Source organism: Archangium sp., assembly GCF_036277355.1.
GTDB lineage: Bacteria > Myxococcota > Myxococcia > Myxococcales > Myxococcaceae > Archangium.
In genome coordinates this window covers 82,875-105,705 of the sequence record NZ_DASUNC010000174.1, presented here as the reverse complement: position 1 = coordinate 105,705, position 22,831 = coordinate 82,875, and the positions used below count along the sequence as shown (strand labels likewise).

Below are 22,831 nucleotides of genomic sequence, written 5' to 3'. Positions count from 1 at the left end.
TGATACGGCTGGAGCCGGGTCACATGCTGCCTCCATGGCCGACAAGCCGCCCCGGTGTGAAGCGACATACGCGGACCTGGAGGAACTCCCGCCCAATGCCGTGGGCGAAATCATCGGCGGTGAGCTGTATGTGAGCCCCCGGCCGAGGCCCAGGCACGCCCGGGCGGCCTTCCGGCTCTGCAATGCCCTGGGTCCATTCGACCAGGATCCGGGAGAGGAGGGACCCGGAGGGTGGGTCCTCCTCGTCGAGCCCGAATTGCATCTGGGGAACGAGGTCCTGGTTCCGGACCTGGCCGGATGGCGCCGCGAGCGCATGCCCACGCTCCCAGACGATGTGGGAATCACGCTCGCTCCGGACTGGGTCTGCGAGGTGCTCTCTCCCTCCACGGCCGCGCTCGACCGGAACTGGAAGATGGGCTCGTACGCCCGTGAGGGGGTGAAGCACTTGTGGCTCGTGGATCCGTCTGCCCGGTCCCTGGAGGTGTTCCGGCGGGAGAGCGGCGGTTGGTCGATGCTGGGCAAGCACGTGGGAGAGGTGGCGGTGCGGGCCGAGCCCTTCGAGGCGTTGGCCCTGGAGCTGGGCCGCCTCTAGAGGCGTTGATCAGGGCAGCTTGGGGCGGATGGGGCGGGGCACGTCCGGGTTGATGTCGAGCAGGCGCACGCCGTCTCCCTCGCGCACCGTGCCTCCGCGCAACACCCTGGCCAGCTGGCCCCGCTGCCCCCAGGACTCCTTGAGCAGGCCCGGGCGGATGCGCTCGAGCTTCGAGCAGGGTACGCAGGGCTCGGTCAACTCCACCACCACCTCGGCGCCGAGCGCCAGACGCTGCCCTGGTGGTAGGGACTCCAGCGGTAACCCGGAGATGACCACGTTCTCCTTCAACTCGCCTGGCCCGAGCCGCAACGCGACATGGGAGGCTTCGTCGAGCAGCAGGAGCTGCCGCTTCCCGTTGGGTTTCTTCTTTCCATGGCGGTCGCCCACGAAGCCCCGGCCCTCCACGGCCTGGGCCTCGGGGACGCGCTTCATGGGGGTGCCCCGCTCCTGGGCGAGGAGCAGGGCGCGGATGGTGCAGGCGGGAGTCTCCACACCCTGAATCCTGTCCAGCGTCACGTCCCACCGCAAGACGGATGCGCAGACGCGCGGGGGCTCGGGGCAGCCGGGCCCGTGGTATCGCACCGGCTCCCGCCGAGGAGACAACCCCGTGAGCAATCAGGGCGTCCGCATCGAGCACCTGCTGCGGCGCCTGAGCCACAAGGTCACCACGAGCCAGACGCAGCTGGCCGGGAGCGCGGGGACCGTGGCACAGCTCCAGCCGTAATGGCTCCTGGGGACGTCGAGGCGGAAGTCAACCGTGGGGGACTCGCTACTGACGTTGCCAACCTGATCCCTGGCGGTGACGGAGAGCGTGTGAGTCCCAGGCTCCAGCGGCTTTTGGGGCGTGTAGCTCCATGCGCCCGTGACAGCATCCGCTGGCACCTCCTCGGGCTCTGCCCCATCCAGCATCACCGCCACCGTGCTGCCCGGTTCCGCGGTGCCGACGATCTCCGGTGTCGAGGTGGTGAAGAACACCTGCTTCTGGAATGGCTTCGTCACCTGCGGGGCATCCGGCGGCGTTCCATCCACGAGGAGGAGCTGCCCACCGGAGGTGCCAGGGAGCATGACGGAGAGGACGTAGTAGCCCGTCGGCACGGTTGGCAGGGTGACGGCGAACCCGGTGTCCGAGGCCGAGATCCATCGGTCGATGGGTGTCCGCGCTCCGCCTTCCACCGCTGTCAGGCTGAGCAGGGGGAGCGTGGAAGGGTTGAGCAAGCGGCGCCCGGTGAAATCGAGCTGTGTGCCCGGCTTCTTGGCGGAGAGCGCGTGGATTTCAGGGCGTGAGGCCTTGTCCGCGAGAGCCACCGTCCCGGTGTACACCTGGGCGCTGGCCAAGCGCTGGGTGCCATTCACGCCTCCGGCGAGCAACACCTGGCCGGAGGGCAGCAGGGTTGCCGTGTGCTCGGAGCGCGAGGTGGTCAGGGCGCTCGCGAGGTTGGATACGCCCAGTGCCGGGTCATACACTTCCACGCTGGCGAGGGACTCGAGCCCTTGTGTCCCCCCGGCGATCAGGACCAGGCCGGAGGGCAGCAGCGTGGCGGTATGGGCGTAGCGCGAGTGGGCCAGGAGCGTGGGGTGCTGAGACCAGGTGCTCTCCCGCGGGTCGTAGAGCTCCGCGCCGCGCAGCGGGGGGTCTTGATTCCGGCCTCCCGTGACCAGCACCAGGCCGGAGGGCAGCAGCGTCGCCGTATGCTCGGAGCGCGCGGTGCCCAGCCCCAGCGCGGTAGGGCGCCACGAGCCGCTCGCGGGCTCATACAGCTCGGTGCTGTCGAGAGGGCTGCTCGCGCCCTTGCGTCCTCCGGCCACCAGGACCTCGCCGGAGTACAGCAGGGTCGCCGTATGCTCGGAGCGCGCGGTGCCCAGGGACACGGTGGGGAGCCACGAGCCGCTCACCGGCTCATACAGCTCGGCGCTATCGAGGGGGCTGCTCGCGCCCTTGCGTCCTCCGGCCACCAGCACCCGGCCGGAGGGCAGCAGCGTCGCCGTATGGTTGAAGCGGGCGGTGCCCAGGGACATGGTGGTGGGGCGCCACGAGCCGCTCGCCGGATCATACAGCTCGGCGCTGTCGAGGGGACTGTTCGCGTCCTTGCGTCCTCCGGCCACCAACACCCGGCCGGAGGGCAGCAGCGTCGCCGTATGGTTGAAGCGGGCGGTGCCCAGGGGCCCCGTGCATTTCCATGTGCCGCTCACCGGATCATACAGCTCGGCCTCGCGGAGGGGGCTGCTTCCGTCCAAGGTGCCGCCGGCGACCAGCACCTCGCCGGAGGGCAACAGCGTTACTGTATGGCCAGAACGGGCCATGGACAGTTGTGGCCCCTCCCGCCAGTCCCCAGGCCCTGGATCGTATACCTCCGTCCTATCGAGGCCCTGGATTCCGACTCCTCCGGTGACCATGACCTTGCCGGAGGGCAACAGCGTCGCCGCGTGCTGAAAGGAGCCTTTGCTCAGGCGGAGGCCGGGGCTCCAGCTCCCATCCCACGGATCGTAGACCTCCACGCTGGAAAGGACACTGTCCGGCGACGGCCCGGCGCGGCCTCCAGCCACCAGCACCTTGCCGGAGGGCAACCGCGTCGCCGTGTGCTCCACGCGGGCCTGGCCCATCGAGTGCCCGCTCTGTCTCCAGGTGCCCTCGTCCGGCTCATACACCTCCACCGAGTCGAGGCCGCTGCCGCCATCCGAGGTGCCCCCGGTGATCAGGACCTCGCCGGAGGGCAGCAGGAGCGTCGCCGTGTGCCCGGAGCGGTTGATGTGCAGCTCGCCGCGTGGCTTCCACGTCCCACTCGTTGGATCGAACTCCTCGACCTCCTTGAGCTCCGCGGATGCTCCCCCGGCTGCCAGGACCTTGCCGGAGGGCAGCAGCGTCGCCGTATGACCGGAGCGGGCATGGGTCATCGGATCCACACCGCTCCAGGTCTTGTCCTTCGGGTCGTACACCCGCGCGAGAGTGAGCGCATTGCTGCCATCCGCGGTGCCCCCGGCGACCAGGACCTTGCCGGAGGGCAGCAGCGTCGCTGTATGCCCGAAGCGAGCCTGGTCCATCGGACTCGCCTCGCTCCAGGTCTTCTCCACCGGGTCGTACACCTCGGCGCTCGCGAGGGGGTTGCCATCGGAGTCCATCCCTCCCGTCACCAGTACCTGGCCCGTGGTCAGCAGCGTGGCCGTGTGCCTCTGGCGGGCGTGGCGCATCGAGCCGGTCCCCTCCCTCGCGCCGGTCATCGGGTCGAGCAGCTCCGAGCTGTTGAGGAGGCCCGCAGTGGCACCGTACCCCCCGGCGATCAACACCTTGCCCGAGGGCAGCAGCGTGGCCGTGTGGTTGGAGCGGATGGAGCCCAGCTCGGGGCCGTTGCTCCAGCCCGCCCCCGCCTCGCTGGAGCCCGCGAGCGCGCTCCGCCCCATGCCCGGCTCCGCCGCTTGCCAGCCCTCGTGCTTCGAGCGCTCTGGCAGGCCGCAGCCCAGCCACACGCACACCAGGAGGAGAAGCCCTCCGCGACGAGGGGCTGTCCGCGGTCCACTGTGTATCTTCATGCGCTTCATGTGCTCCCTCACGCTCGAGCAGGACGGCGGCGGGCGAGCAGCCACCCCAGGAGTGTCAGACCCAGCGGCCACGGAGGGGCCTGTCCCGGGCCCGCCGTGCAGCCGAAACCTCCGCCGCCGACAATGATGAAGTCGTCCAGGCCGGAGGCGCTGCTCACGGTGATGCGGAGCACCGTGGCCTCGCTGGTGTTGCCTGCCGCGTCTGTGGTGTTCACCGAGACCGTGTACTCCCCATCTTCCAGCTCCGTGCGCTGGGTGACGCTCCAGTTTCCTTCCGAATCCGCGGTGGTGGTACCCGCTTCCCCATCATTCAAGAGCACGGTCACCGTGCTGCCTTGCTCCGCCTTCCCGCTGAAGACCGGCGGGCGGGTGGCAACCGTGCTCCCCTCTTGGGGCGTCAGCACCTCGGGCGCCGGGGGGGGCTGCGTGTCCACGGTGAAGTCGCGCGGCGTGGAGTACTTGCTGACGTTGCCTGCCTCATCCGTGGCGGTCGCCGAGACCGTGTGCCTCCCGTCCGTCAGCTTCAGCTCTTCGGGAAGGGTGTGACTCCAGCGCCCATCCAGGTCCACGGTGGTACTGCCTGCTTTCTTCCCATCCACATACACCGTCACCGTGCTGCCTTTCTCCGAGGTGCCACTCGCGGTGGGCTTGCGGTCATTGACCCATTCGCCGGGTGTGAGCACTTCGGGCGCCCGTGGCGCTTTCTGGTCCAAGGTGAGGCTGCGGGCCTCGGAGAGCGGGCTGGAGTTGCCGGCCTCATCCGTGGCCCGGGCGGTGAGGTGGTACGTCCGCTCCTCGAGGGTGGTGGCCAGCACCAAGCTCCAGTTCCCCCGGAAGTTCGCGGTCGCCGTGCCCTCCGGTTGCCCGTCCAGGAACACCTCGACGGTGCTGCGCGGCTCTGCTGTGCCAGCAATCTTGGGCTGGGGCGTACCGACGAATGCTGACGGCTCCGTCACCGCGGGCGCTTCCGGCGGCGTCCCGTCCACATGCACCACCTGGCCTCCGGACATGTCATCCGCCACGACGAAGAGCAGGTGATAGCCATCCGGCACATCGGTCAGGGTTACCTGTACGGAGGTGTCCGAGAGCTCCTGCGTCGGCAGGTCCCTCAGCTCTCCTCGTGGCTTGATCAGCAGGCGGACGATGCCGGAATCACCACTGCCACCTCTGAAGCCGCTCCCCGCCAAGGCGAGACTTGCACCGGGCTTCTGGGGAAGCAGCGGTCTGACGATGGGGCGCGTGCTCCCCTGCACCTCGTCATGCAGCTCGGTCTTGGACATGGGGCCGTGCTCGTTCGTGCCCGCGATCACCAACAACGTCCCCGTGGGCAGCAGCACCGTCGTGGAGTCCTCACCAGGCGTGCTCAGCCTGGTACTGACCTGCCATTCTCTATGCTTCGGGTCATACACCTCCACGCCATCCAGGGGGCTTTTCCCACTCGAGCCGCCAAGCACCAGCACCCTGCCGGTGGGCATCAGGTGCGCCGCGTGGGACTGGCGGGCCGTGTTCAGCTTGCCCACTTCGGTCCATGTCCGCTCCCCCGGGTCGTACACCTCGGTGCTGGAGAGCACCTGGCTCCCATCCGTGCCACCGGCGACCAGCACCTCGCCCGTGTACAGCAGCGCCGCGGTGGAGGAGGCGCGGGCCGCGTTCATCGCGGTCGCTTCGGTCCACTTCCCGTTCCCCGGGTCATACAGCTCCACGCTGGCGAGGGGGTGGCCTCGAGCATCGAGGCCGCCGGCGACCAGCACCTCACCCGTGGGGAGCTGGACGACCATGGGGCTCTGGCGGCTCGTGAGCATGGGGCTCGACATGCGCCAGGTGCCCTTGGCGGGGTCGTACAACTCCACGCTGGAGAGGCGCTGGCCCTGGCTGTCCACGCCGCCGGCGACCAGCACCTCGCCGGTGGACAACAGGAGCGCGGAGTGGGAGTGGCGGGCCTCGTTGAGCGGACCGGTGGGGCGCCAGGTCTGCGTCTCCGGGTTGAACAGCTCGGCGCTCGAGAGCGCTTGGTCCGTGCTCAGGGTCCACAGGCCGCTGCCGGCCTGGCCCAGGCCGCCGGCGACCAGCACCTCGCCCGTGAGCAGCAGCGTGGCCGTGGAGGAGGCACGGGACGTGCTCATGGGGTCCGTGGTCGTCCGTTGACCGGTGCTGGTGTCGAGGATTTCCACGCTGGCCAGGGAGCCGCTGGAACCCGAGCCCCCAGCCACCAGCACCTGCCCCTTGGGCAGGAGCACCGCCATGGAGGCCGTACGGGCTTCGGCCAGTGGTCCTGTCGGGCGCGAGATGCCTGGGGGTCCATATAGCTCCGCGTTGGTGCTGATGCTAGTGCTGCCTGTGACCAGCACCATGCCGGAGGGCAACAGTGTGGCTGTATGAAAGCCGCGGCCAATGAGCAGAGGGCTCGTGGTGCTCCACGCCCCCGTACCGGGGTCGTACACCTCCGCGCTGGAGTCGGTGCCACTGGAGCCGAAGCCTCCGGTGACCAGCAGCTCGCCATTGGGCAACAGCGTCGCATTGTGCCAGCGGCGGGCCATGCTCAGAGAGCCCGTGGAGCTCCATGCCCCCGTGGCCGGGTCGTACACCTCCGCGCCGGAGAGATTGCCACTGGAGCTTTCGCCTCCGGCGACCAGGACCTTGCCATTGAGCAACAGGGTCGCCGTGTGCGAGAAGCGGCCCCCGGCCAGAGAGCCCGTCGGGCTCCACACCCCCGTGCCCGGGTTGTACACCTCCGCGCTGGAGGGAGTGCCACCGGAGCCGTTGCCTCCGGTGACCAGGACCTTGCCATCGGGCAACAGCGTCGCCGTGTGCTGGCGGCGGGCCATGGCCAGAGAGCCCGTCGGGCTCCACATACCCGTGCCCGGGTCGTACACCTCCGCGCCGGAGAGATTGCCACTGGAGCCGCTGCCTCCGGCGACCAGGACCTTGCCATCGGGCAACAGTGTCACCGTGTGCCCAATGCGGCCCTCGGCCAGAGAGCCTGTCGGGCTCCACACCCCCGTGCCCGGGTCGTACACCTCCGCGCTGGTCACCAGTGTACCGTTGGCGCCGCCGGCAATCAGGACCTTGCCATCGGGCAACAGTGTCGCCGTGTGTCCGTTGCGCTCCGTGGCCATGGAGCCCGTGTAACTCCACGTGTACCCCGCCGTGAGCGGGTCCATCCGCCCCACCCTCAGGCGCTCCATTGCAGCCTCCAGCCCTGGAGGCACGCTGCAGCCCAACCCTACCCAGACCAGCAGCAGCAGTATCGGCACTCCAGCGGTCAGCGCAGGTTCGCGCCTCTTCATCAGACTGCCCATGACCAGACCTCCTCGTTCCACCTGGATGATTCTGAAATCCGGCACCGCGACCCCCCAGCAGGCTCATTCACGGAAGGCCGTTCACGTTCGCGTCGTGACCATGCATGAAGTACAGAAATGCTCTCGTCCGGGCTGTAGCCGGGCCCACTCGGATGAGGTGAGCCCGATCACAGAGGCGCGGTGACGGTATGTGCGGTGCCTTTCGAGGCGCTGGCCCTGGGGCAAGACGCGCACGGGAAGCGCCGAGTGTTCACTTCCAGAATCCTATCCCGGGCCTCGTCCCACCGTAAAACGGATGCGGAGGCTCACGGGGGCGGGGAGGCTGGGCCCGTGTTATCGCACCGGCTTCCTCCGAGGAGGCAGCCACGTGAGCAACCAGAACGTCCGCATCGAGAAGGACACGTTCGGTCCCATCGAGGTCCCAGCCGATCGCCTGTGGGGCGCGCAGACGCAGCGCAGCCGGCAGAACTTCGCCATCTCCACCGAGCGCATGCCAACGGCCCTCATCCGCGCCCTGGTGCTGGTGAAGAAGGCGGCGGCCATCGTCAACATGGAGAACGGCACCCTGCCCGGGGACAAGGGCGAGGCCATCGTGAAGGCCGCCAACGAGGTGCTCGACGGCCAGCACGACGAGGAATTCCCACTGCTGGTGTGGCAGACGGGCAGCGGCACCCAGACGAACATGAACGTCAACGAGGTGCTGGCCAACCGCGCCTCGGAGCTGCTCGGGGGCGAGCGCGGCGAGAAGCGCGAGGTGCACCCCAATGACGACGTCAACAAGGGGCAGAGCTCCAACGACGTCTTCCCCACCGCCATGAGCGTGGCCGCGGCGGAGGCCGTGGTGCGCAACGTCCTGCCCGAGCTGCTGGCGCTGCGGGACGTGCTCGCGGAGCGCTCGGAGAAGTTCCGGGACATCGTGAAGATCGGCCGCACGCACCTGCAGGACGCCACGCCGTTGACGCTGGGCCAGGAGTTCAGCGGCTACGTGGCGCAGCTCGAGCATGCGCGCCGGCACATCGAGCTGTCCCTGCCGCACCTGTCCGAGCTGGCGCTCGGTGGCACCGCGGTGGGCACGGGCCTCAACGCGCCCAAGGGCTTCGCCGAGCGCGTGGCCCAGGAGCTCGCGCGCCTCACGGGCCATCCCTTCGTCACCGCGCCCAACAAGTTCGAGGCGCTCGCGGCCAATGACGCGCTGGTGCACGCCCATGGCGCGCTCAAGGGCCTGGCCGCCGCGCTCTTCAAGATCGCCAACGACGTGCGCTGGCTGGCATCGGGGCCGCGCTCGGGCATCGGGGAGATCACCATCCCGGAGAACGAGCCGGGCAGCTCCATCATGCCGGGCAAGGTGAACCCCACGCAGTCGGAGGCGCTCACCATGCTGTGCGCGCAGGTGATGGGCAACGACGTGGCCATCTCCCTGGGCGGCGCCTCCGGCAACTTCGAGCTGAACGTCTTCAAGCCGCTGCTCGCCCACAACTTCCTGCAGAGCTGCCGGCTGCTGGCGGACGGCATGCGCAGCTTCCGGCTCCACGCCGCGGTGGGGATTGAACCGAACCTGCCCCGCCTCAAGGAGAACCTGGAGCGCTCGCTGATGCTCGTCACCGCGCTCAACCCGCACATCGGCTACGACAACGCGGCGAAGATCGCCAAGAAGGCGCACAAGGAGGGCAAGACACTCAAGGAGGTCGCGGTGGAGCTGGGCCTGCTCACCGCCGAGCAGTTCGACCAGTGGGTGCGCCCGGAGAAGATGACCGGCAACCTGTAGGTTCACCGGCCCCACGGCACGTCGAGGATGACGGTGTGAGGGAACCGGCACGCTCTCGAGAGGCCATGACCTGCTGGTACAGCGGCTGTTCGCGCTGGGGCACACGCCGTTGAAGACGGGGAAGGCCAGCCTGGCTCCGCGTTAGCGCCCGGACGATGACCGGCGCCGGCGGCGGCCCGCCCTCCACCCCGCGAGCAGCAGTGCGGCGGCCGCGAACGGAGTGCCAGCGGCCGTGGTGCAGCCCAGGATGCCGTCGTCGGACCCGGGCTCGTCGGGGGGAGGAATCTGCTCCGGCGACTCCGGCTCCGGGATCCCCGGGGCGTCGGGCGTCGCGGGAGTGCTCTCGGCCCTCACGCCGTGGTTGCGCACCCGGATCTCATCATCGAAGTGTCCGCTCTTGAGGGACACCTTGCCGAGGTCATCGGTGGCGGGCGCGTCGGAGCGGAAGGCGAAGCGGTCGGCCAGGAGCACCTCGCCGCCTCCGGGCGGTGTCACCCAGACGCTGTACGTCCTGGCGCCCAGGTCCGTCCGCATGCGCACGTGGTAGGTGGCGTTGGCCTCGTAGGGCACGCTGGCGAGCGCGGCGTAGTCCCCGCCCCGGCGCACGTCGAAGAAGCCGCTCGGGTTCAGGCGGATGAGCATGGCCAGACTGGCGTAGCTGGTGACGGAGGTGGACGTGTCCGCGTAGCCGATGACGGCGTCGATGAACTTGCCGAGCGGCGTCACGTCGAACTCGACCACGCGCACGCCGGTGTTGCCAGTCCCCAGGTCATGCAGGCTCCCGGGGAAGCCGAGCGTCGAGAGCCAGCCGCCCGCGTTCCACCGCTTGAAGCGGCTCACCGCCTCGACGAAGTAGTAGTCCCCGTAGATGAGGCTCTTGTCGATGTCATCGCCCTGCGGGTTGATGGCCGTCCGGTAGAAGGCGACCCCGTGCAGCAGGATGCCCGGGCTGTCGCTGGCGGCGGGGGTGAGGTAGGCCGGCGAGCTGAGGGTGTCGAGCATGGCCAGGGCCGCGCTCCGGTAGCGCTGGGCCACGGCCGGGTCGCTGACGTACCGGCTCAACTCCAGGAGCGCCGAGGCGGCGATGGCGGCGGCCGAGGAGTCCTTCTGCTGCTGGTCCTGCGGCGCGTTGAAGTCCCAGTTGGGGATGGCGTCCGCGGGCAGGTGGGACAGGTAGTACTCGGCGGTCCGCTGGGCGCCCTGCAGCATGCGCGCGTCCCGCGTGTACCGGTACGCCATGGTGAAGCCGTAGATGGCCCACGCCTGTCCCCGGGCCCAGGTGGAGCTGTTGGAGTAGCCCTGGTACGTGCCTCGCGAGAGGATGCCGCCCGAGGTGTTGTAGTCCACCACGTGGAAGGTGCTGCCATCCGCGCGGACCATGTCCGTCAGCGTCCTCACGGCATGGCGCAGCGCCATGTCGTTCCACGCGGCATTGCCTCCATTCCGGGCGCCCCAGAAGAGCAGCTCCAGGTCCATCATCGTGTCCGTCACCATGGGCACGTGCCAGACGCCGTCATTCCAATCGCAGCAGTCGATGACGCCCACCGTGGCGTTGTAGCGCCGGGCCAGCGAGGTCGCGGCCGTCAACATCACCTGCCGGTAGTAGTCATCTCCCGTCAGCCGGTACCCCTGGCCGAAGCTGCTCATGAACTTGAAGCCCAGGTCATGGGTGATCTGCCGGATGTCGGGGTTGCTCTTCTGGATCTCCAGGTTGCGCGTCCAGGCGTCCGCCCGCGAGCGCCAGAAAGGGTCTCTCGTGGGCTCGTACATGAGCCAGAGCTGGCCCGGGAAGAAGCCCTGGACCCAGTCGAGGTTGGCGGTGTTGGGGACGAGTCTCCACGGCCCGTTGGTGGTGGCCTTGGGATACTGGTTCGTGGGGATCGCCGGATGGGTGGCCGTGGCCCGCAGCTTCTGTTGGGCGTGCTGCAGGACGCGGTCCGCCGTGGCGTCATCGAAGGCGAGAGCGGGCGCCGCCGCGAACACGCAGAGGAAACCCGCGAGCCACCATGAGAAAGCTTTTTCCCTGATTCCACTCTCCACCATGCCCACCCTCCCTGTGTCCTGTGGTCCAGGGAAGATGGGGTGGGTGGGGGGAGAGGCCAATGGCCTCGCGTGGCAGGGATGCGTCCATGCCTCGACGCTTCTCGCCGGCAGGGAGGGGCTTCCCGGTATCACCTCATGCGGAGGTGAGCCGCTGGAGGATCCTCACCGTGTCCACCGCGGCGGTGGAGGGGGACAGGGCCGTGTCGGCGATGCCGGACACCACGCGGGTGATGTCGTGGTCCACCTCGCCCTCGCGGGACCAGGTGCTCACCGGGGGCGCGGTGATGTAGACGGAGTAGGCGTGGTGCCCCGAGCCGGGCCGCTCGCCGATGAGGTGCAGGATGGCCCGGTGCGAGTCCGCCTCCGGCAGCGAGCCGTACAGCACCTCGCCGATGTGGTAGCCGGCGCGCACGCGTCCCGAGCGGACCACGATGGGCTGGGGCGCCACCTTGTAGCCCGCGGCCGCCAGCTCCGTGCGCACCCGCTCCAGGTACGGCGCGAGGTGTCCCTCGTCCGTGAGCGCGTAGGCGTTGAGCCCATCGGAGATGACGAGCTGCACGTCGTACTGGCCCGCGTGCGTGTCCCGCAGGCGGCGCAGGGCCTCCACGGCCTCGGCGGTGAGCTGCTCGCCCGTGGGCGGGTGGAGGATGTAGTCCTGGCGGTCCTTGGAGCCGGTGACCACGGAGACGGCGCCGGCCATCGTGCTCGCGAAGGTGTCGGGCAGCTCGGCGTGGATGCTCTTCTTCGCGTCGTCGTAGAGGTAGCGGATCTCCCGGTCCAGGTCGGGGTTCAGGTCCCACAACCGGGCGCCATGGCCCTCGGCGAGCCACACGCCGCGCTGGCGCACCTCGGCCATCTGCTTCCGGGCCTCGGCGAGCACCTCCGCGTCCGGGCGCGTGTCGCCCTTGCGCCGCCGGTATTGCAGGTACACCCAGGTGGGGTCGCCGAAGTGCTCGGTGGGCGCGCCGTGCGCGTCGAGCACGCCGAGCTCCTGGAAGAAGGCCCACATCCGGTCATCCACCTTGTAGCCGAAGCGCTCGCGGATGCGGACGTGGTCCTGGAACGCCGTGGTCAGGTAGCTGAGCATCGGATCATTCTTGGTGGGCAGCGCCATGAGGTAGGCGGGGTTGGCGGGCATGATCTGCTCCAGGCACCAGTCGAGGTCATCCAGGTTGACCTCCATGTGCAGCGTGGAGCAGACGTCCAGGCCGAGCGTGAGCCCGTGCAGCTTGCCCATGACGATGTCCTCGAGGCAGCAGCGCACGAGCTGCTCGCGGGTGCGGAACACCTCGGGGCCGATGAAGCCGGCCACGTCGTTGAGGTGCACCCAGGGAGCGGCGGGCCTGCCAGCGCCGAGCTGGGCCTGGGCCACGCGCTGCTGGAGTACGCGGGCGAAGCCGTACTTGCGCGACTCGTGCACCACCATGTCGAAGCCGTTGCCATGGCCGTTGGTGCCATCGGCGCCCTGGCCCGTCTCGAAGTAGAGGCCGTACTTGCCGGTGCGCGCGGCCGCGTGCCCGAGCATCTTGGGGAGGGTGACGTCGAACGTCTGGTTGGCGCCCTCGGTGCCGCCGAGGCTCTGGAACCAGAGCGCGGTGGAGCCGGGCTCGAGCTTCTCCACCTCGGCCTGGATGTCGATGTGGGCCAGCACGCAGTGGGGCATCACGTCCGCGATGCCGAACGTCTCCAGGGTATCCCGGAGCGTGTTCTCCACGGTGCGCACCGAGGCCACCTCGCTGGAGACGGGGTTGGTGCCGAGCACCACGTCGCCCACGGCGAAGGCCCAGCCGTTGAAGACCTGCCAGCGGATGTCATCCGGGTGGTCCGTGGGCGAGTTGGGCTGGATGCGCGCGCCCAGGTAGCCCTGGGAGCCGATCCGGCTGCCGGGCAGCGGGTTGAAGACCCTGCTGCCCACGGAGATGAGCTCCTCGTTGCTCATCAGCTTCACGATGCAGCCGATGATGTCGCTGCTCAGCCCGGACATGATGGACTTGATCTCCGCCTCGTCCCGGTCGAGCAGGAAGCGCTTGAGCTCGCCCATCGTCCACCCCTTCACGGAGTCCGCCGCGGAGGCGTCCACGCCCTGCTCGATGAGGGTGAAGAGGCCGTCCTCGAAGAGCGGGTGGGCGCGCAGGTCGCCGATGCGCGTGTTGGACAGGAGGAGGCGCGCGTTGGCGCGGGAGGTGTCGTCCGCGGCGGCCAGGTGCGCGGCCTCGTCACCTTCCTTGTACTCGTTGGCCGCGCCGATGAGCTGCTTGTAGAGCGTCAGGTCGAAGCCTCCCCGGGTGCGTTCCAGGTAGGCGAAAAGGCTCTCTCCGTTCTTCACCGAGGGGACGTAGACGCCGGGTGGAGGTGGAGGTGTGGGCTCCTCGCGGCAGGAGGCGAGGGCGAGCGCGGAGCCACCGAGCATCACCGACTTCATGAACATCCGGCGGCGCATCACCACGGGTTCCCAGCGAGGACTCGGGGGCGAGGGGTTACGCTGCGTTCCACGGCGTGGCCGGACCCGGTGCATCGTCTTCATGGCTGTCCCCCTTGCGTTGGATGGAGGAGATTTTACCAGGAGCGCTGACGCCGAGGCAAAACGGCCCTGTCTGACATTGCCCAGGGGTGAGCACGTGGGGCTTCGAGACGGTGTGGCTTCAGGAGTACCGTCCGGAGCCCTTATGAGCCTTCCTTCCCTGGACAGCATCGAGACCCCGGCCGCGCTGGTGGACGAGGACCGCCTGGAGAAGAACCTCCAGAAGGCGGCGGCGTACGTGCGCGAGCACGGGCTGCGGTGGCGGCCGCACACGAAGACGCACAAGGTGCCGGAGCTGGCGGCGAGGCAGCTCCAGGCCGGAGCCTCCGGCGTCACGGTGGCCACGCCGCGAGAAGCGGAGGTGATGGGCACGGTGGCCGATGACGTGCTCCTGGCCTACTCGCCGGTGGGGGCTTCCAAGCTGGCGCGGTTGATGGCGCTGCCCGGACGGGTGCGGCTCTCGGTGGCGGTGGACTCCCGCGAGGTGTTGGCGGGGCTTGCCGAGGCCGCTCGCGGGGCGAAGCGCCGCGTGGGCGTGCTGGTGGAACTGGACCTGGGGATGCGCCGCGTGGGCGTGCCGATGCCGGAGGAGGCGGTGGCGCTGGCGCGCGAGGTCGCCGGGACGGAGGCGCTCGATTACCAGGGCGTGATGTTCTACCCGGGGCACATCCGCATGCCGATGGCCGAGCAGGGTCCGGCGCTCGCGGAGGTGTCACGGCGGCTGGGGACGTTCCTGGAAGCGCTCGGGGCCGCGGGGTTGACGCCGGGTATCGTGAGTGGAGGCTCCACGCCCACGCTCTGGCGCTCGCACGAGGTGGTGGGGATGAATGAGATCCGCCCGGGCATCACGCCCTTCTTCGACCGGGCGAGCGCGTGGATGGGCGCGTGTGGCTGGGACGAGGTGGCCTACTCGGTGCTGGCGACGGTGGTGAGCACGGCGGTGCCGGGACAGGCCGTCATCGACGCGGGCTCCAAGGCGCTGGCGAAGGAAGAGCTACCGATAGGCGGCTACGGCGCGTTGCTGGAGCGGCCGGACGTGGTCGTGCATGCGCTGTCCGAGGAGCACGGGATGCTGGACCTGTCGCGCACCTCGTGGAGGCCGCGCGTGGGCGAGCGGGTGCGGGTGGTGCCCAACCATGTCTGTGTTTCGGTGAACCTGCAGGACGAGCTGTGGGCCGTGCGCGGCGGGCAGGTGGTGGGCCACTGGGACGTGACGGGACGGGGCCGGGGGCCGTCTCCTGTCCTATAGTGTCCCGCCCCTCCTCGAAAGCGAGCCCCCCATGAAGACGCAGAAGCTGTCCGTGTTCGCCGTTCTCGCCCTCGGTGCCACCCTCGCGATCCTGGGTTCTGCCCCCTCCCATGCGAAGGCGCGCGCGGTCATCGAGCCCATGGGCATGGTCCTGCCCGCCAGTCTGCCCAAGGTCACCTTCTACTTCCGGGCTCCGGCGGGAACGACGCTCACGGGCTCCTTCATCGCCGAGGATGTGGGCAAGGCCGCACCGAAGAACTTCGTCATCGACTCCGCCACCGTGACGGCCGCGGACAAGATGGCGGCGACCTTCACGCTCGGGCGGCCCACCAGCGGCTGGCCGATTGGCCAGTACCGGCTCGAGGTGAAGCAGGGAAAGAAGCTCGTGCACGTCGAGCGCTTCATGATCCTCGAGGCGCAGTAGCGCGCCGCTCAGTGCTCGACGCGGCCCTTCTGGCTCTGGCGGTAGACGGGGAGCCGCATGGCGTGCAGGAAGCCGCGAGGGCGGATGCCGAGCCCATCGCGGAAGGGGTTGAAGCGCAGGCGCGCCGGATCCAACACCACCTCCTGGCGCAGGAAGATGTCGGCGAGGGGCGTCCAGGTGCGCGGCAGTCCATGCTCCAGGGGCAGCACCTCGAAGGTGAGGAGGGCATTGCCGTCGTGCATGGCGTCGCGCAACCGGGCCACCCGGGAGCCGAATCGCCGGGGGCCGCGCTGCGAGGTGAGCCGCAGCTTCGTCTTCCCGAGTCCCCGCACCGTGAAGGGCGCGAGGCCGTAGTAGTCGTTCTGGAGCCAGTCATGGACGCGGGTGGTGAGGAAGGCGGGGCCCAACGTCCAGACATGGCGCAGGGTGGCGCAGAGGACGTCCTGGTCGCCGGGTGAGGCCTCCTCGGTGAGGCGCGTGTCGCGCCGGAAGCGTATCGAGGCCCCGAGGATGTCCGGCCACTCGCGTCCGCCCCGCCAGGTGGCGGTGGAGAGCCGCACGAGCGCCGGGCCCGCGAGGCGGCTGGCCACGGAGAGGAAGGGCGGGTCGGTCCTCACGGGAACGACCTCGGCCTGGAGACAGATGCCCTCGGCGTGAACGGCCCGCGCGTGGCGCAGGCCCGAGATGGCACGGAATTGTGGAGACAACAGGGCCCCGACCGTCTGCCCCACCGTTTCACCCAACAGTCCCATGTGCACCTCCCCCGGCTGCACAGGGTGGGGTGGGGTGGAGCGCCCGGCCAATCTCCGCGCCATGCCTGGACGGAGAGCGGGCAGGGAGGCGTACTCCTGGGATTCAGCAGGTGAGGGGACCAGCCCTTCCGCTCCCAGTGCGCCACCGGGTGAGGGACGCTCGCTGGCGGCGCACGGGCCAGTCGGGCTCGAGGTCCAGGGGCCTTCCGGAGTGGAGTACCAGCTCCAGGGCCGCACGGCTTCGGACCGTGAGCGGGCTGGGCGGGTCTTCCAACTCCTCCAGGCAGCCCTCGAGGGTGAATGGATGGCCATGGCGCCAGCGCCGCCCCCCTTCGAAACGGTGTCCATGGGCGTCCCACCACTGACGCCAGGCTCGTGGGTCGGTGCTCCATTGTTCCCGCTCGTGGCCCTCTTCCTCGTCCTCCCGGGCGGCCACGCGAATCTTCAACCCGGGTCCCGCGCCGCTGAGGAGCCCGAGCGCCGAGGCGGCGCTCTGACGGTGCAGGGGGTCCTCTGCCTCCAGGTGCAACAGCAGCTCGGGCACGGCGGCCGAGAGCCCCAGCAAGCCCAACGCTTCGAGTGAGGCCTCGGCGAGGGAGGGGCGCGCACCGAGCCGGCGCAACACGGGCAGATCCTGGGCATCCCCGGCCAACGCGAGCAACCGGGGGAGCTCGGGAGGTGGGAGACCGGAGTTGCAGAGCTGGCGGCAGAACGTCAGCGCCCGGCGTGAGCCCAGCAGCAGCGCGGCCCGAGCCAGTGGCTCGGCCTGCTCGGGGGGCGAATGGGCGAGGAGGGCTTCGAGGGCGGGAAGCGCGGGCCGGTGGCCCAGGCGGGCGAGGGCCAGGGCGGCGGCGCTACGGACGGGGTCGTCCTCGTCCTCGAGCAGGGGCATGAGCCGGGAGGGTTCGCCTTCCCTCCGGTGTCCCAGGAGGCCGGCGGCCGCGGCACGTACCTGGGGGCGCCCATCCGCCAACGCTCGGGTGCAGCACCCCGCTACCTCGGGGTGGAGCGACAGGGCGAGCGCCTCGGTCCAGGTGGGCAGCACCTCCTCGAGAGCCGCCTCCCGGGTCTGGAGGAGCGCGTCGATACCGGCCTCCTCGGGAGCCAGCGAGGCCAGCACATGGAGCCCGGCGAGGAACTGCCCGTCATCTCCGGAGGCCACGGCTTCTCGCGCACGGCCCAGGGCCACCTCGGCGGAGGCGCGCATGGCCGCGAGGTGGAGGGCGAGCCGGGTTTCGAATTCCTCGGCATCCGTCCAGCGGGCACCGGGCCCATGGAGCAGGCGCCTGCGCTGCTGGAGGAGGAACTCCACCTCGGAGAGGTGCTCCTCCTGGAACTCGCGCAGGAAGGACTCGGCGCCAGGATGGTCCAGCAGGGTCTTGGTCATGACGTCAGCCACGGCGCTCAAACGAGGATCGTCTGGTCACGGAGGATTTCGCAGAGCTTGGAGAGCTGGCCCCTGTCCGTGGCTGCGGCCTTCGCGTTGAATCCACCACGAGGGGGGAGATGCCCATGGATGGCCGCATCCTCCCGCTCAAGAAGAAGGCACTGCGGACGGTAGCAGTCGAAGTACGGATCCTGCAGCTGCACCGCAATCACCGCATAACGTGGAGGGGGCCGCCACTCCTCGGCCTCGTAGAGTCCGATGAGCTGCTCGATATCGAAGCTCAGGTTGGGAATCTCCAGTCTTCCAAGGCTGCTACCCATACGGAGCAGGAACTCCTCATGAATGGGAGGGATGGGCTGGCCCATGACGGCGGAAAGCCGTTCGATCCTCTCCGCCGACGCACCCCGCACGCTCGAGGGGTAGTCGGAGTCATACTGGCCGAGGAATGTGAGGAATTCATCCATCATGGGAGCGGAGACAAGAATGCCAGGCGCAGGTCAGAGGAGTGCCGTGTTGTCACGGATGACCTCAATCAACCTCTTGAACTCCCTCTCATCCTGCGCGGCCAGTTCCGCCGTCATTCCACCTCCCTCGGGATTGCGGCTGGCATAGAAGGCCGCGTCTCCTCGCTCGAACAACGGGTTCAGTTCGCTGGTGTAGGGCTGCCTCTCGAAACCCTGCATCGCCATGATCTTCCCCAAGGAGTCCATCAGCCCAGGTGGAACGCGCGACAACCCGTCCTCTCCCTCCTCGAGCGAGGGGGTGAACTGCCGCCGATGGGGCAATGATTCCATTCGTTTGACACTGAAGGCGAGCACGAACAACATGTCCTTGAGCGACGGAAAAGAGACCCAGAGATTGTCTGTCGTCTTGAATGGCTCTTGAGGATCGGCCCTGACTACGGGGCAGTCCTGGCGTGCGCTGTCACCGCAATCGAGGAGGTAGCGATCGTAGGGATCCTCGAGCTGTGCACCAATGAAGATATACCGGGCAGGCGGCTTTCTCTTGCCAACTTCGTAAAACTTCAACACCCGTCCGATATGGAAGTCAGTCTCTGGCATCTGGAGATCGCCCATGTTCTTGCCCAGATGCAGGAGGAACTCCTTGTAGTGTGCTGGCAGGTCTCGGCCCACCAACTGCTCGAGTCTTGCCGTCTCCTCAATGGAGGCGCCTCGAACCTTCGAGGGAAATTCCGGATCGTACTGCCGGATGAATTCAATCAGGTCGCGCATCTTTTTCTCCCGGTGGCTTCAAGAACAATCAGCCACCGTACTCAACACGTCTTTTCCTGGACTTCACAAAGCATCGCGGTCAAGACCACCTTGCAGGTGTCACATGATGGAACGCTCTGGCGATGCCTGAACGCTCTTTCCAACTCCAGCTCATTGCGGAGATGCTTGACCCTGACGGCCTTGCTGCCTTGTGGGAAGCGCCGGAGAATGGGAGGGCGGAACCATATCTCGGACATGGACCCAGGCACGTGTCCATCACCCAATGCCTTCTGGATGAGCTGTGGCCCCGCGCAAACCCCTGGTCTGTTCTTACCGATGTTGTCCTTGAATTCAGAGAGCTTCATTTTCTTCCCCTGGGGATTCGTCACGATGGCGTCCTTTCCCAGAGGAGAACAGAGGGTCCACCTGCCGTCTCGTTGTCGAAGGCTCTTGACCGCCTCTGTGAAGGCATCGACGTAGTAGCCGCCAGACATGGCCGCATAGAGCTTCTGTCCGCACTTGCAGATGAGCGCGCCAATCATGTAGCCCGAAAGAATCTCGACGCCTTCTTGGTTTTCGTGCGTCTTGAGCATCTCCAGCTTCTGCTTGCTCGCCACTCTCAAGATTTCCTTGGAGAGTTTTCGCGCCTCCGCCTGGACGGAGTGCCTCTCGTGTAGACGGTGCTCCGACTTGTCCTTCTTGCACCGGGGGCACTTCGTATTCCCCTTGACCGGGTCATCACCGTAGGCCAGCCCCGTTCCTCCGTCTTGGAGGAAGGCCGTGTTGAAGGTGTTCCCGTTGTGCTGGGTGACGTCCATGAAGCGCACCACGCCCTTGCCCTCGAACTTCACGTCCAGGCTATAGGTGCCCCAGGTCATCTTCCCCTTCGTCTTGGAGGAGATGAGCCCACCGCCCGCCGTTCCGGCCTCGTCCCCCGTGCTCGTGCTCAGGGCCGAGCTCTTCAGCGCCACCGGATTGCCTTCGATCTCCACCGTCTTGCTGGCCTCGGACAAGTCGCTGTTCCTGGCCACGTTGACATACGGGACGGGCACCGGCCCTCCCGGAGAGGGCGTCTTGCACACGTCGGGTGCCGCGGAGACATTCGTCTTGCCGTCTCCCTTGTGGACGATGCTGCGCCCGTTCGCGAATGTCTTCGTCATGTCTCCCTCGAGAGGATGAAGGCTCCGACCCGGCCCTCGTCGGAGCAGCCGTACACCAGGGCCCGGGGGGCTGTCCGTGTTCCGGGTTCAGCTCCCCCAGGACATGGAGCGCATGGCCCAGTTGGATGGCACCGGCGCCCGCCCCCACGTCCCCCAGGCTCTCCGCCACCAGATGCCCCACCAACGGCTCGGGCATGAGGGCCGCGTTGCGCAGGTAGGCCCGGTTGAATTCATGGCCCCAGAACGTCTCACCCGTCTGGCAGGACAGCACGTGCGCGACCCGCCGGGAGCCGGCGGCCGGGTGGGCGTGGAGCTGGCGGAAGGCCGCCGTGAGCCCCTCGGCCAGGCTGGGCTCGGACTGGAGTCTGTGGCGGGGCTCCATCGCCAGTGCCAGGGCGAGGATGCGTCCCTGGGCCCGTGGCCTGTCGCGTCTGAGCGCCGAGGCCCGCGCGAGTAGCACGAAGCCGGCCCCTTCCCCTGGGAGGATGCCCTCCCGTACCGAGGAGCACAGCAGCCGTCTCCGTGCCAGCAGGTGCTCCAGCGAGCCCGGATCGCACAGGGAGTCCACCGCGCCCACCAGCACGCGCTCCGCTTGCCCGGACAGGAGCAGCTCCGCGGCGCGGGCCAACGCCACGAAGAATCCCGCGCGCCCTTCGCGGCACAGCCCTTCGGGCCGTACCAGCAGCCGGGTTGGAGCCGCCACCTCCGTGAGTGCCCGGAGCAGCGGCGCCTCGTCAACGGTTGGGCCACTCCCTGGTGTCGGCAGTGCCAGCACCAGGGGCAGGGTCCCGGTCCCCTCCACCCGTGCTTGCTTCAAGCATTCCTGGAGCGCCGTGGTGGCCAGGGCCCGCATGCGTTCCGAGCGCGTGCGCTCGGGCTCCAGCAGTGTCAGCCGGGAGGCCCGGAGTGGCTCTCCCTTTCTGTCCAGCACTTCCGTCTGGAAGAAGCGCACGGTGCCGGCCGCCATCTCCACCTGGGTGGTCCGGGTGGTCAGCCCCAGCGGCGTGCACAGTCCCAGCCCGAGCACCGCCATGTCCTCTGGCCAGGCCCTCATGGGGAGGCCTCCTCCCACGGCTCCAGTTCACGCACCACGCTGTATTCGTGCCGGGACAGCTCCTCATGGGCGACCACCGCCGCACGCCAGATGAGCGTCAGGGCCCGTTCCTCGGGCTCGATGTGGACGGCGTCCAGGACCAGCGGGCGCCGTTCGACCCGGTGCTGGAAGACCACCTTGACGGCCAGGCGATGCCGGGGAAGCGGGAAGGCCCACTGCCCGTCGGGAGACAAACCACTCAGGACCACCGGTTCACCCCCCTTCAACCAGGGGGAGGCGACGAGGCCAGGGGTTGCGGCGAGGAAGAAGCGGCGATCGAAATCGAGGGGCCACAGCGGGGCGCGGTTCTCGAGCCAGGCCTCGTCGTACGTGCCCGCGTAGGCGAGGCGAGGCTGCCAGCTCCGGGCAATGGGGCCGAGCCCCACGGGGGTGACCCGGTCGGAGTGGCGGCGGATGAGTTGGTGGGGGTCCTCCAGGTTGGGAAGTGGCTGCTCCACCGCGGCCCGGGCCGAGGCGTGGAGCCCTCTGCCCACCGGGTTGCGCGGCTCGCTGGCCCCGCCGAACCCGCGCTCGTAGACGAGCGGCATGGACTCGAAGGGCAGGGGGTCCGAGGGACGGGGCTCCAGCAGACCCTGTGCCCATACCCGCTCGCCGAAGACCTGGAGGAGCTTCCGGCAGGGACCAATGCGGACGCCCACCTGCATCTCCTTGAGGGGCCTTCCTCGCGGTGCCCAGGCTTTTCCAGAGATGTAGATGTCGGTGGCGGGGCGGAACCAGGTGCTCTGTCCCTCCACGCGGAGGCTGGAGGCGTCTGGCTGTCCCCACCAGCCATCCTCCATGGAAGGTGGGAGCTGTTTGTCGCTGCGCGCAGGGGGGGGCCTCCGAGGAACGGCCGGCCGGGGGTAACTCGAAGCGCCCCGCGACACAGGCGACCAGCAGTTCTCGTCCCGCCTCATCCAGTGATGGGAAGGTCGTGGCCTCGAAGTGGGTGAGATTCTCGAGGTTCGGCATGGTGGTGGTGTCATCCCCCCGGTGACGACAGGCTCTTCAGCGGCTCTTCTGCCATGCCCTCTCTGGCCGGGCTACTGCTCGGCAGGTGCTCACCCCAGCGCCGCCCAGAGGTCGTCGAAGGCCCGGCAGAAGGGGAGCACCAGCCGGGGATCGTCCGACACGAGCACGTTCTCGTGGTTCTCGTCCGCGGCCGAGCGGGTCCAGTTGTAGCTGCCCGTCAGCAGCCGCACCCGGTCGAACACGGCGAACTTGTGGTGCATGTGGGCCGCCGTCCGCTCCACCCGCACGGCCACTCCCGCGTGCCCCAACCGGTGGATGTCCGAGCCGGGGTCCATCGCCTTGTCCCCGTCCGACACCACCCGCACGCGCACGCCCCGCTCATGTGCCTCCAGCAGCGCCCGGGTGATGCGGTCATCCGTGATGGTGAAGACGCACACGTCCGCGCTGCCCCTCGCCTCGCCGATCAGCCGCACGATGGCCCTCAAGGGGGCCTCCCCGGGGCTGAAGTGCGCCTCCATCCGGCTCGTCTCCCGCAGCTCTCGCGAGGGCTGCAGGGCCTTCACCATGTCCTCCAGCCAACCCATCACCTCGCGGGCCCGGGGGTCGCTCACCGCCTCGCGCGCCAGCTCGAAGGCCCTCGAGCGGAACAGGGCCAGCACCGCCTCGCCCGCCTTGCGGTCGTCCAGGACGGCCTGGAGCGCCTGCCGCTCCGTCCGGGTCAGCGTCCGGTCCTCCAGCGTCGCGGCGAGGATGGCATCGATGTCGGAGGCGTTCATGGGGGACACCCGGGTGGGGGCCCCGAGCGTAACCTGGAGCACGGTCCTGAAAG

16 protein-coding genes and 1 pseudogene are annotated in these 22,831 nt (G+C 68.7%); 4 read left to right on the top strand and 13 right to left on the bottom strand.

The genetic code is table 11. The features are described 5' to 3' along the window. Positions 1 to 34: 34 nt before the first annotated feature. Positions 35 to 592, top strand: coding sequence for a Uma2 family endonuclease (locus tag VFZ09_RS44080; RefSeq protein WP_329733852.1), 558 nt, complete (start codon positions 35 to 37; stop codon positions 590 to 592). Between the two features lie 9 nt (positions 593 to 601). Here the strand turns inward: VFZ09_RS44080 and VFZ09_RS44075 are convergent, their stop codons facing one another. From VFZ09_RS44075 to VFZ09_RS44065, 3 genes are all read right to left on the bottom strand, one after another. After that, the gene (locus VFZ09_RS44075; protein ID WP_329733835.1) at positions 602 to 1,084 is read right to left on the bottom strand and encodes an MOSC domain-containing protein; all 483 of its coding nucleotides are present in this window, start codon (positions 1,082 to 1,084) and stop codon (positions 602 to 604) included. A gap of 123 nt (positions 1,085 to 1,207) precedes the next feature. After that, positions 1,208 to 4,060, bottom strand: coding sequence for a kelch repeat-containing protein (locus VFZ09_RS44070; RefSeq protein WP_329733834.1), 2,853 nt, complete (start codon positions 4,058 to 4,060; stop codon positions 1,208 to 1,210). 74 nt (positions 4,061 to 4,134) lie between these two features. Next, positions 4,135 to 7,311, bottom strand: a complete 3,177-nt coding sequence (locus VFZ09_RS44065; RefSeq protein ID WP_329733833.1) for a kelch repeat-containing protein — start codon at positions 7,309 to 7,311, stop codon at positions 4,135 to 4,137. Positions 7,312 to 7,792: 481 nt separating this feature from the next. Between VFZ09_RS44065 and fumC the strand changes: the two genes are divergently transcribed. After that, the gene (gene fumC, locus VFZ09_RS44060; protein WP_329733832.1) at positions 7,793 to 9,190 is read left to right on the top strand and encodes a class II fumarate hydratase; all 1,398 of its coding nucleotides are present in this window, start codon (positions 7,793 to 7,795) and stop codon (positions 9,188 to 9,190) included. Positions 9,191 to 9,331: 141 nt separating this feature from the next. Here fumC and VFZ09_RS44055 read toward each other — a convergent pair whose 3' ends face one another. After that, complete coding sequence (locus tag VFZ09_RS44055) at positions 9,332 to 11,233, bottom strand: glycoside hydrolase family 88 protein (protein ID WP_329733831.1); 1,902 nt, start codon at positions 11,231 to 11,233, stop codon at positions 9,332 to 9,334. Between the two features lie 133 nt (positions 11,234 to 11,366). Continuing rightward, positions 11,367 to 13,673: an ethanolamine ammonia-lyase subunit EutB gene (eutB, locus tag VFZ09_RS44050; protein ID WP_329733830.1), complete on the bottom strand. Its 2,307-nt coding sequence runs from the start codon at positions 13,671 to 13,673 to the stop codon at positions 11,367 to 11,369. A gap of 226 nt (positions 13,674 to 13,899) precedes the next feature. Between eutB and VFZ09_RS44045 the strand changes: the two genes are divergently transcribed. Together VFZ09_RS44045 and VFZ09_RS44040 are read left to right on the top strand one after the other, a co-directional pair. After that, complete coding sequence (locus VFZ09_RS44045) at positions 13,900 to 15,003, top strand: D-TA family PLP-dependent enzyme (RefSeq protein WP_329733829.1); 1,104 nt, start codon at positions 13,900 to 13,902, stop codon at positions 15,001 to 15,003. A 31-nt stretch (positions 15,004 to 15,034) separates the two neighbouring features. Continuing rightward, positions 15,035 to 15,427 (top strand): hypothetical protein, encoded by a 393-nt coding sequence (locus VFZ09_RS44040; protein ID WP_329733828.1) that lies wholly within the window; start codon positions 15,035 to 15,037, stop codon positions 15,425 to 15,427. A gap of 8 nt (positions 15,428 to 15,435) precedes the next feature. Here VFZ09_RS44040 and VFZ09_RS44035 read toward each other — a convergent pair whose 3' ends face one another. The 8 genes and pseudogenes from VFZ09_RS44035 to VFZ09_RS44000 form a co-directional block, all read right to left on the bottom strand. Next, positions 15,436 to 16,179 carry a hypothetical protein gene (locus VFZ09_RS44035; protein WP_329733827.1) on the bottom strand — a complete coding sequence of 248 codons (744 nt, stop codon included), beginning with the start codon at positions 16,177 to 16,179 and terminating at the stop codon, positions 15,436 to 15,438. Positions 16,180 to 16,282: 103 nt separating this feature from the next. Further along, positions 16,283 to 17,566 (bottom strand): HEAT repeat domain-containing protein, encoded by a 1,284-nt coding sequence (locus VFZ09_RS44030; RefSeq protein WP_329733826.1) that lies wholly within the window; start codon positions 17,564 to 17,566, stop codon positions 16,283 to 16,285. 17 nt (positions 17,567 to 17,583) lie between these two features. Then, a complete protein-coding gene (locus VFZ09_RS44025; protein WP_329733825.1) occupies positions 17,584 to 18,033 on the bottom strand; it encodes a hypothetical protein in 450 nt (149 codons plus the stop codon). A gap of 30 nt (positions 18,034 to 18,063) precedes the next feature. Continuing rightward, on the bottom strand, positions 18,064 to 18,798 hold the full coding sequence (locus VFZ09_RS44020; RefSeq protein WP_329733824.1) for an SMI1/KNR4 family protein: 735 nt from the start codon (positions 18,796 to 18,798) through the stop codon (positions 18,064 to 18,066). Between the two features lie 41 nt (positions 18,799 to 18,839). Further along, entirely contained in the window at positions 18,840 to 19,937 is a 1,098-nt protein-coding gene (locus VFZ09_RS44015; protein WP_329733823.1) for a DUF4150 domain-containing protein, read from the bottom strand. 451 nt (positions 19,938 to 20,388) lie between these two features. Next, positions 20,389 to 20,790: pseudogene (locus VFZ09_RS44010) on the bottom strand (beta-ketoacyl synthase N-terminal-like domain-containing protein); the annotation flags it as partial. Between the two features lie 197 nt (positions 20,791 to 20,987). Next, a complete protein-coding gene (locus tag VFZ09_RS44005; protein ID WP_329733822.1) occupies positions 20,988 to 21,830 on the bottom strand; it encodes a DUF2169 domain-containing protein in 843 nt (280 codons plus the stop codon). A gap of 261 nt (positions 21,831 to 22,091) precedes the next feature. Next, positions 22,092 to 22,778 carry a phospholipase D-like domain-containing protein gene (locus VFZ09_RS44000; protein ID WP_329733821.1) on the bottom strand — a complete coding sequence of 229 codons (687 nt, stop codon included), beginning with the start codon at positions 22,776 to 22,778 and terminating at the stop codon, positions 22,092 to 22,094. Between the last annotated feature and the right edge of the window lie 53 nt (positions 22,779 to 22,831).

Bases quoted from the DNA above. Each gene is read 5' to 3' on its own strand.
- VFZ09_RS44055 (WP_329733831.1), bottom strand. From the start codon at position 11,233: ATGGTGGAGAGTGGAATCAGGGAAAAAGCTTTCTCATGGTGGCTCGCG.
- VFZ09_RS44000 (WP_329733821.1), bottom strand. From the start codon at position 22,778: ATGAACGCCTCCGACATCGATGCCATCCTCGCCGCGACGCTGGAGGAC.
- VFZ09_RS44020 (WP_329733824.1), bottom strand. From the start codon at position 18,798: ATGCGCGACCTGATTGAATTCATCCGGCAGTACGATCCGGAATTTCCC.
- VFZ09_RS44025 (WP_329733825.1), bottom strand. From the start codon at position 18,033: ATGATGGATGAATTCCTCACATTCCTCGGCCAGTATGACTCCGACTAC.
- VFZ09_RS44040 (WP_329733828.1), top strand. From the start codon at position 15,035: ATGAAGACGCAGAAGCTGTCCGTGTTCGCCGTTCTCGCCCTCGGTGCC.
- VFZ09_RS44035 (WP_329733827.1), bottom strand. From the start codon at position 16,179: ATGGGACTGTTGGGTGAAACGGTGGGGCAGACGGTCGGGGCCCTGTTG.
- VFZ09_RS44045 (WP_329733829.1), top strand. From the start codon at position 13,900: ATGAGCCTTCCTTCCCTGGACAGCATCGAGACCCCGGCCGCGCTGGTG.
- VFZ09_RS44080 (WP_329733852.1), top strand. From the start codon at position 35: ATGGCCGACAAGCCGCCCCGGTGTGAAGCGACATACGCGGACCTGGAG.
- VFZ09_RS44015 (WP_329733823.1), bottom strand. From the start codon at position 19,937: ATGACGAAGACATTCGCGAACGGGCGCAGCATCGTCCACAAGGGAGAC.
- eutB (WP_329733830.1), bottom strand. From the start codon at position 13,673: ATGCGCCGCCGGATGTTCATGAAGTCGGTGATGCTCGGTGGCTCCGCG.
- VFZ09_RS44065 (WP_329733833.1), bottom strand. From the start codon at position 7,311: ATGGAGCGCCTGAGGGTGGGGCGGATGGACCCGCTCACGGCGGGGTAC.
- VFZ09_RS44005 (WP_329733822.1), bottom strand. From the start codon at position 21,830: ATGGAGGATGGCTGGTGGGGACAGCCAGACGCCTCCAGCCTCCGCGTG.
- VFZ09_RS44030 (WP_329733826.1), bottom strand. From the start codon at position 17,566: ATGACCAAGACCCTGCTGGACCATCCTGGCGCCGAGTCCTTCCTGCGC.